The 7,092-nt window shown below is 71.3% G+C and carries 12 protein-coding genes; 5 read left to right on the top strand and 7 right to left on the bottom strand.

What is annotated here, in order from left to right:
- The 4 genes from ACFP1Z_RS14685 to ACFP1Z_RS14670 form a co-directional block, all read right to left on the bottom strand.
- The coding region (locus tag ACFP1Z_RS14685) for a 2-oxoglutarate dehydrogenase E1 subunit family protein (protein ID WP_417801282.1) at window positions 1-450 on the bottom strand (450 nt) is incomplete at its 3' end.
- Window positions 451-689: 239 nt separating this feature from the next.
- Complete coding sequence (locus ACFP1Z_RS14680) at window positions 690-1,805, bottom strand: sensor histidine kinase (protein ID WP_390316678.1); 1,116 nt, start codon at window positions 1,803-1,805, stop codon at window positions 690-692.
- On the bottom strand, window positions 1,802-2,539 hold the full coding sequence (locus ACFP1Z_RS14675; protein ID WP_390316677.1) for a response regulator transcription factor: 738 nt from the start codon (window positions 2,537-2,539) through the stop codon (window positions 1,802-1,804). Before ACFP1Z_RS14675 ends, ACFP1Z_RS14680 begins: the two co-directional genes overlap by 4 nt.
- A gap of 90 nt (window positions 2,540-2,629) precedes the next feature.
- The gene (locus tag ACFP1Z_RS14670) at window positions 2,630-3,340 is read right to left on the bottom strand and encodes a spermidine synthase family protein (RefSeq protein WP_390316676.1); all 711 of its coding nucleotides are present in this window, start codon (window positions 3,338-3,340) and stop codon (window positions 2,630-2,632) included.
- 193 nt (window positions 3,341-3,533) lie between these two features.
- On the opposite strand from ACFP1Z_RS14670, the gene ACFP1Z_RS14665 reads away from it, so the two are divergent.
- From ACFP1Z_RS14665 to ACFP1Z_RS14655, 3 genes are all read left to right on the top strand, one after another.
- A complete protein-coding gene (locus ACFP1Z_RS14665; RefSeq protein ID WP_390316675.1) occupies window positions 3,534-4,301 on the top strand; it encodes a rhomboid-like protein in 768 nt (255 codons plus the stop codon).
- 110 nt (window positions 4,302-4,411) lie between these two features.
- A complete protein-coding gene (locus tag ACFP1Z_RS14660; protein ID WP_390316674.1) occupies window positions 4,412-4,993 on the top strand; it encodes a Uma2 family endonuclease in 582 nt (193 codons plus the stop codon).
- Window positions 4,994-5,072: 79 nt separating this feature from the next.
- The gene (locus tag ACFP1Z_RS14655; protein ID WP_390316673.1) at window positions 5,073-5,633 is read left to right on the top strand and encodes a Uma2 family endonuclease; all 561 of its coding nucleotides are present in this window, start codon (window positions 5,073-5,075) and stop codon (window positions 5,631-5,633) included.
- Window positions 5,634-5,698: 65 nt separating this feature from the next.
- On the opposite strand, the gene ACFP1Z_RS14650 is transcribed toward ACFP1Z_RS14655, so the two are convergent.
- From ACFP1Z_RS14650 to ACFP1Z_RS14640, 3 genes are read right to left on the bottom strand one after another with little or no spacing between them, the layout of a single operon-like run.
- Window positions 5,699-5,923, bottom strand: coding sequence for a DUF7848 domain-containing protein (locus ACFP1Z_RS14650; protein ID WP_390316672.1), 225 nt, complete (start codon window positions 5,921-5,923; stop codon window positions 5,699-5,701).
- The gene (locus tag ACFP1Z_RS14645; RefSeq protein WP_390316671.1) at window positions 5,920-6,132 is read right to left on the bottom strand and encodes a hypothetical protein; all 213 of its coding nucleotides are present in this window, start codon (window positions 6,130-6,132) and stop codon (window positions 5,920-5,922) included. The genes ACFP1Z_RS14650 and ACFP1Z_RS14645 overlap by 4 nt, the downstream gene beginning before the upstream one ends.
- Complete coding sequence (locus tag ACFP1Z_RS14640) at window positions 6,129-6,323, bottom strand: hypothetical protein (RefSeq protein ID WP_390316670.1); 195 nt, start codon at window positions 6,321-6,323, stop codon at window positions 6,129-6,131. Before ACFP1Z_RS14640 ends, ACFP1Z_RS14645 begins: the two co-directional genes overlap by 4 nt.
- A 167-nt stretch (window positions 6,324-6,490) precedes the next feature.
- Between ACFP1Z_RS14640 and ACFP1Z_RS14635 the strand changes: the two genes are divergently transcribed.
- Window positions 6,491-6,715, top strand: a complete 225-nt coding sequence (locus ACFP1Z_RS14635; RefSeq protein ID WP_390316700.1) for a GntR family transcriptional regulator — start codon at window positions 6,491-6,493, stop codon at window positions 6,713-6,715.
- A gap of 70 nt (window positions 6,716-6,785) precedes the next feature.
- Complete coding sequence (locus ACFP1Z_RS14630) at window positions 6,786-7,040, top strand: GntR family transcriptional regulator (RefSeq protein WP_390316669.1); 255 nt, start codon at window positions 6,786-6,788, stop codon at window positions 7,038-7,040.
- Window positions 7,041-7,092: the final 52 nt, after the last annotated feature.

Raw genomic sequence — 7,092 nt, 5'->3', positions numbered from 1 at the left:
TCCTGGAGCGGCGGGCGCGGCAGCGGGGGCCTGCGCGGCGGGCGCCGGGGCCGCAGCCTGACCGCCTGCGGTCGGGGTGCCGCGCGCGGCGGCCGGGGCGGCGGGAGCCGGCTTCGCGGCAGCGGGGGCAGCCGGAGCCTGCGCGGCGGGCTTCGCGACGGCAGGGGCCGGCTGCACGGCAGGAGCAGCCGGAGCCCGGTCGGCCGGGGCCTGCGCGGCGGGGGCGCCGCCCCCGGTCACTGCCTGCGGCGGCGCGGCCGCCGCAGTGCCCGGCTTGTAGTCGGCGAAGAAGTCCCACCAGGCTCGGTCGACCGAGTTCGGGTCCTGGAGGTACTGCTGGTAGATCTCGTCGACGAGCCACTCATTGGGACCGAATACGTCAGCGGGGCTCTTGCCCGGCCCGTCTTGCTCGGTCGAGACGCTCGAAGTGTTGGGGGACTGTGGCGACACGGCGGCAACCGCCCTCTTCCGCTTCCTAAGGTGGTGGACAGCGGGAATAAAGGCTACGCCTGTCCACGCGGTTCCTGCAGGCCACCCCGGCCAGCAGTCGCGCAAGTCACATTCGTCGACGGGTTTCGGGGCATGACTTGGCGGGAAACACACCCGGTTCCGCATCGGCCGGGGTTTCCCGGGTTCGCCGAAGCGCGCCCGCACTCCTGAGAATGCGCGCCTCCGGGCCCGACCCTACGTCAAAGCTGATCACGAGGTCCGCCCGGAAGAGTGACGCGGATCCGGCACCCCCGCGGGGATTCGGCCACCCCGATACCGCCGCCGTGCAGATCGACCGCCCACCGCGCGATGGCCAGGCCCAGGCCCGTACCGCCGTCGCTGTCCGGCCCGTGCTGACCGGCCGGGCCCCGGTTGAAGCGCTCGAAGACCCGGTCCCGCTCGGCCTCCGGGATGCCCGGCCCCTCGTCGAGCACCTCCAGGGCGAGGGACTGGGCGCCCTCGCCGCGCCGCGCCCGCACCGTGACCCGGCCGTGCGGCGGACTGTGCTTGACCGCGTTGTCCACGAGGTTCGCGACCACCTGGTGCAGCCGCTCCGCGTCCGCGTGCGCGGTCAGCTCCGGCGGGAAGACGTCCAGGTGCAGATGGACGTCCTTACGGGCGCCCGGACCCGACCCGGAGCCGTTGGCCATGCTCGCCTCCTTGAGGATCCCCGCCAGATACGGCCACACCTCGAAGCGGCGGGCGTGCAGCGGCACGACCCCGTTGTCCAGCCGGGACAGATCCAGCAACTGCTCCACCAGCCGCCCCAGCCGCTCGGTCTGCCGCAGGGCCGTACGCATCGTCTCGGGGTCGGCGGTCGAGACGCCGTCCACGACGTTCTCCAGCACCGCCCGCAGCCCCGCGATGGGAGTGCGCAGCTCGTGCGAGACGTTGGCGACGAGCTCCTTGCGATGGGTGTCCACCGCCTCCAGATCGGCGGCCATGCGGTTGAAGGCCTCGGCCAGGGCCCCGAACTCGTCCCGCCGCCCGGCCCCCACCCGCCGCGTGTAGTCACCCTGGGCCATCGCCCGGGTCACCTCGGTCATCTCGTCGAGCGGAGCCGTCAGCCCGTGCGCCACGAACTGCGTGATCAGCAGCGAGGCGATGATCGAGAAGACCGTGATGACCCGCAGCTCGGTCGCCGAGTGGATCGCGACGAACACCAGGAACGTCGTTATGACGACCGAGCCGATCACCAGCGCGCCCAGCGCCGCCTTGACCGAACGGTAGGGGTCCAGCGGCCGCAGCGCCTCCCAGACCCGCGCCCCGATCCCGGGCCGCGCGGCGGACCGGGGCCGACCGGCGCCGCCGGTCATGCCGCCGGGGTCTCCAGCGCGTAGCCCACACCGTGGACCGTACGGATGCGCTCGGCGCCGATCTTCCGCCGCAGGGCCTTGATGTGGCTGTCGACGGTGCGGGTCCCGGAGGCGTCCGCCCAGTCCCACACCTCCGCGAGCAACTGCTCGCGGGAGAGCACGGCCCGGGGCGTGTTCGCCAGACACACCAGCAGATCGAACTCGGTGGGCGTCAGGTGCACGTCCTCGCCGCGCACCCGCACCCGCCGCTGCGCGTGGTCGATCTCCAGCTCGCCCAGGCGCAGGATGCCGCTGCGCGGGGTGTGCGCGGCCAGGGCCGCCCGCTCCACGCGACGCAGCAGCACATGCACGCGCGCCGCCAACTCCCGCATCGAGAAAGGCTTGGTCATGTAGTCGTCCGCGCCCACGCCCAGACCGACGAGCATGTCGGTCTCGTCGTCGCGGGCGGTGAGCATCAGCACGGGCACCGGCCGCTGCGCCTGCACCCGCCGGCACACCTCCAGCCCGTCGAAGCCCGGCAGCATCACGTCGAGCACCAGCAGATCCGGCTGCCAGGCCTCGGCGGCGTCCACGGCGGCGGGCCCGTCCCCGGCCGTACGGACGTGGAAACCCTCGGCCCGCAGCCGGGCGGCGATGGCGTCGACGATCGTGCGGTCGTCCTCGACGACGAGGACCCGACGCTGCGCCCCGGCGGAGGCCGAGGCGCCGTTCGGGCCGATGTGTGTCTGCTCCATGCGCCCCGCCCCTAGCGTCTTCCCGTAGCGTGCTTCGCCTACGAACCTGCGGCTGTGGCAAGCAGGGTACGGGCAGGTGGCAGGGGACGGCTACGCGGCGTCGAGGGGCGGGCGGAGCGCGAGGTGGACGACGTCGGGGACGCCCCGGGCAACGGCGATCTCTTCGGTTCTTACCCCGGCGAACCCGGCATTCCGGAGGGCCTGTTCGAACTTTTCCGAGGGCCGCGCGGACCACACGGCGAGCACGCCGCCGGGCGTCAGCGCCGTACGGCAGACGGCGAGACCGGCGGGGGAGTACAGCCCCGCGTTGCCGTCGGTGACGGTCCACTCCGGCCCGTTGTCGATGTCCAGGCACAAGGCGTCGAACTCGCCCTCGGCGGCGCGCAGTCGGTCCAGCAGATCGGCGTGCGCGACCTCGGTGCGCGGGTCGGCCAGGGCCCGCCCCGAGATCTCCGCGAGCGGCCCGGAGCGGTGCCAGTCGACGACGGCCTGCTCGCGTTCGACGACGGTGATCCGGCCCCAGCGCGGCTCCCGCGCCGCCTGTACGAGCGAGAAGCCGACGCCCAGTCCGCCGATCAGCACGGCGGGCGCGCAGCGGTCCGCCGGCAGGGCCGCGAGCGCGGCGTCGACGAGCAGCCGCTCGGAGCGGCCGTCCGAAGTGTCCATCAGGAAACAGCCGTTGGCGATGATCTCCAGGACCTCCCCCCGCCGGCGCAGCACCACCTCGCCGTACGGGCCGTCGCGGCGGTCGAGGGTGACGGGGGCCGCCGGGGGGTCGGGAAGCGTGGTCGAGACGGTCAAGACGGGCCTCCAGAAGATGTGATCGCTCGGGGGACGCGCCGGCTGGGGCAGGGGTTGACGAAGGTGACAGGTCTCACAGGCGGCAGTTGATTTGCCGTACATCTGCGCACCTTAATGTTCACGGTGTGGGGCGGTACGGCGGGAGCCTGCCGCCCGACAGCCGATGGAGGGCACAGGAAAGGGGCTTGGGCGCGTGAGTGTCGCTGACCCCACCGAAGCACCGGCGGCCGACGCGCCCGCGCGCGGCGTACCGGCCACCGAGGTGCCGTCCGCCGGGATGCCGTCCGCCGGGACACGGACCCGGCCGCGCCGCGGCGCCGGCCCGGCGCTCGCCGGTGCCCTGCGCGCGCTGCGCCGGGCCCTGCCCAGTCCCACCGGCACCCCCTTCACCTTCGCGTACGCGATGGTCCTGCTCGGCACCGCGATCTACGGCGACCTCGGCGACGAGGCCACCGTCAACCAGCTCCTGCGCGACTCCAGCACCGACGCCGCGCACCTCGCCGAGCGCCCGCTGCTCGTCCTGATCGCGAGCGCCCTGTGGATAGCCGGCGGCGTCTTCACGGCGTACGGGCTGGCCTTCCCGTTCGTCCTGGGTGCCCTGGAGCGCCGCGTCGGCGGACTGCGCACGGCCGGCGTCTTCCTCTTCGGCCACATCGTGGCCACCCTCGCCACCGAACTGCCGGTCGCGGGCGCCGTCGCGGCCGGCCGGCTGCCCGAGGCGTCGCTGCACCGCCTCGACTACGGCGTCAGCTTCGGCGTCATGGCCTGCGTGGGCGCGCTCGCCGGATTCGTGCCGCGCGGGGTGAAGGCCGCGCTGCTGGGCGTGGCCGGCCTGATGTGCGCCGCCGACCTCGTCGAGTTCGCGGACCCGCTGGCCAGCTGGGGCCACCCGGTGGCCCTGCTGCTGGGCATGGGCTGCTGGCCGGTACTGCGCGACGCCGTTCGCGTACGCGAAAGCTGATCCCGCCGGACTTCTTCGACGGACTCCCTGCCCCTCCGTATGTACGCTTACAGCGAACGCGTGCGGACCGGGTCCGGAGGCCCTTTCCCTCGTTGAGGTGTGGGGAGGGGATGGCGTTGGGTGACTGTGGGCCGAGCCTGGAGGAGCTGTTCGAGCTTCTTTACGACATCACGCCGGGTGGCTGTCATGCGGAAATCGTCGGCGGGGTCGTGCAGATGGTGCCGAAGCGGCACTCGCACTGGGATGTGATCAGGAATGTGCTGTTCCAGCTGGGCAACCGCTTCGGGCCGGACAGCCGCCTCATGGTGGATGTCCGCCTCGACCTTCCTGGGTACGGCAACATGTTCTGTCCAGACATCTGCAAGGTCTCCGACGGTGCCGATTCGGCGGGGGAGGGCAACTGGCGGTACCAGGATGTGGAGTTCGTCCTGGAAGTGATCTCGCGGGCGACTGCTGGCAGCGACTACGGCCCGAAGAAGGCGGCGTACGCGGCGGGTGGGATTCCGGTGTATGTCATCGCCGACCCGTTCACGGGTCTGTGCCACGCACACACCATGCCGAAGGACGGCGTGTACCGCAGCAGGATGAGCGTGGACTTCGGCGATCCGATCGACCTGACCGATACGGTGCTGGGGATGATGCTGATGACGGACGGGTTTCCCCGGGACGGTGATGGCTTCCATGGAGGCTGAGCGGGCTGGGCCGCCGACGCCGCCACGGGCTCGGCTCCGGGCGTATCCCGCGTGCCGTGCGCATCGAGACGGGATCGAGATGGCCGACAGTGATGAGCCGAGTCCGGACGAGATGTTCGAGCTGCTCTACGAGATCGTCCCCCAGGTCTACAGGGGCGAGCTCGTTGAGGGGCGCATCACGATGTCGCCGAAGTCGGGTGCGCGTTCGGCCATCATCGAGGACGTTCGCGGCCAGATGTTGGAGCGCTTCGGCCGGAAGGGGAACAGGTTCCCCATGGACGTAGGCCTCGACCTTCCGGGCGGCGGCAACGTGTTCTGTCCCGATCTGTTTAAGCCCGCCGCCGGAGCCAAGCCCGACAAGAAGGGGAAGTGGCGTTACCAGGACGTGGAGTTCGTCCTCGAAGTGGTGTCCCGCGGGACTGCGCGCAACGACTACGGCGTGAAGAAGGACACCTACGCGGTTGCTGAGATCGCGGTGTACGTCATCGCCGACCCGTACACCGGCAAGTGTCACGTCTACACGCTGCCGAAGGATGGTGAGTACCACGGCTATTCGACCATCGATTTCGGCGAGCCGATCGACCTCACCGACACGGTGCTGGGGATGACGCTGGAAACGGATGAGTTTCCCCGGGAGTGAGCTCTGCTCCGCCAAGCCGCCCCGGCCACTCCGCGAGGAGCGGCCGGGGCGGCTTGTGTTCGGCGTCAGCGGACGAGCGTTGCCCGCCAGTGGCGGTGGATCACCTCGCGGTAGGCGGTGTGCGACGGGTTGCGTCCCGCATGCCGGAAGGCCCACTCGCGAACCGTTTCGAAGTCCTCGTCCGGCGCGGACGATGCGGCGCACGCCGCGCACCGCATCACGAACGTGACCGGCCCCGGGTCCGGGCCGATGGTCCAGTCCGCGTACCGGATCACCGTGTGCGCGCTCATGCGCGGCTCTGGCTGCGGTGGTTGACCGCGCGGACCTGTGCGCTGAGACGTTCCGCGTCGGTGACGGGGCGTACGGCGTCGGGTTCCGCGTCCCACTCGCGGCCGCCGGCGGGCGGGCGGAGCTGGAGGTACGGGCCTTGGTGGCCCATGACCTGTCCGACGTTGCCGGTGCGGGTGTCCATGACGAACGTTCCGGGTTCCGGGGTCACTTGGCGGCCTCCTCCGGCTCGCGGGGGACGAAGTTGATGCCGTGCGCCCCGATCCAGAGGTACACGTACGGGCACCGCTGTTCCGGGAACGTGGGGGAGTGCGCCCCTCGGCGGGCAGCGGGGCCGGTGCGGGTTCTGGGCGCGAAAAGGGTCTTCACTCGGGCGAGTAAGCGCGCGATAGGGTTCGTCATGTCAGCAGCTCCTGTTGGCTGTTGGCCATGCCCCCGGGCCGCCACTACGGTCGCGGGGGTCCTTTGTGACCGCCACGCTAGGGGACCTATTCAATCCTGTCCATCCCTAGGCAGGGATACTCTTGTCTATGAGCAGTCGGATATCAGTGCATACAGTCACCCGCGTGATGGAGTACGACCCCACGCAGCCCAAGTGGGCGCAGATCGCAGATGAGATCCGGCGGCGTATCGCGAGCGGCGAGTACCCGGTGCACCACAAGATTTCCGAGGTGCGGATGGAGCAGGAATTCGGTGTCGCGCGTGGGACGGTCCGCAAGGTGACGGCTGCCCTCCGCGAAGAAGGGCTGATCGTCACCACGCCCGGCATGGGGTCGTTCGTCGCGAAGCAATAGTCGGCGCGGTCGGGCAGCGGCGCCCCAACTCCTGGGCGCCGCCCCCGTGTCCTGCCCTACGGTGACCTCCATGGCACCCGAGCAGCTCGCCCCGATCGTCGACCCGGAAGCGCCGGTCTACGTCTACGTCCAGGTCGCGGACCACATCGCTGCCCGTATCGCGGCAGGGCGGCTGAAGCAGGGTGCCCGGCTCCCCGGGGAGCGTGACCTCGCGGAGCAGTACGGCGTCGCGGTCGGGACGGCGCGCCGCGCGGTGCGGGAGCTTCGCGAGCGCGGGCTCCTGGTCACGCTGCCCGCGAAGGGCACCTTCGTAGCCGGCCGGTAGCTGGTACCGTCACCCAGCCTCGCCCTCCCCGGCCCGCGTCGGAAACGCGCCG

This window comes from Streptomyces gamaensis, assembly GCF_042656465.1.
GTDB classification, from domain to species: Bacteria; Actinomycetota; Actinomycetes; order Streptomycetales; family Streptomycetaceae; genus Streptomyces; species Streptomyces gamaensis.
Note: the sequence above shows the minus strand (reverse complement) of the source record. Positions and strands in the feature narration are given on the sequence as shown.

Excerpts from the sequence above, each read along its gene's own strand:
- ACFP1Z_RS14680 (WP_390316678.1), bottom strand. The coding sequence starts at position 1,805 with ATGACCGGCGGCGCCGGTCGGCCCCGGTCCGCCGCGCGGCCCGGGATC.
- ACFP1Z_RS14675 (WP_390316677.1), bottom strand. The coding sequence starts at position 2,539 with ATGGAGCAGACACACATCGGCCCGAACGGCGCCTCGGCCTCCGCCGGG.
- ACFP1Z_RS14660 (WP_390316674.1), top strand. The coding sequence starts at position 4,412 with ATGGCGTTGGGTGACTGTGGGCCGAGCCTGGAGGAGCTGTTCGAGCTT.
- ACFP1Z_RS14655 (WP_390316673.1), top strand. The coding sequence starts at position 5,073 with ATGGCCGACAGTGATGAGCCGAGTCCGGACGAGATGTTCGAGCTGCTC.
- ACFP1Z_RS14650 (WP_390316672.1), bottom strand. The coding sequence starts at position 5,923 with ATGAGCGCGCACACGGTGATCCGGTACGCGGACTGGACCATCGGCCCG.
- ACFP1Z_RS14640 (WP_390316670.1), bottom strand. The coding sequence starts at position 6,323 with ATGACGAACCCTATCGCGCGCTTACTCGCCCGAGTGAAGACCCTTTTC.
- ACFP1Z_RS14635 (WP_390316700.1), top strand. The coding sequence starts at position 6,491 with ATGGAGTACGACCCCACGCAGCCCAAGTGGGCGCAGATCGCAGATGAG.
- ACFP1Z_RS14630 (WP_390316669.1), top strand. The coding sequence starts at position 6,786 with ATGGCACCCGAGCAGCTCGCCCCGATCGTCGACCCGGAAGCGCCGGTC.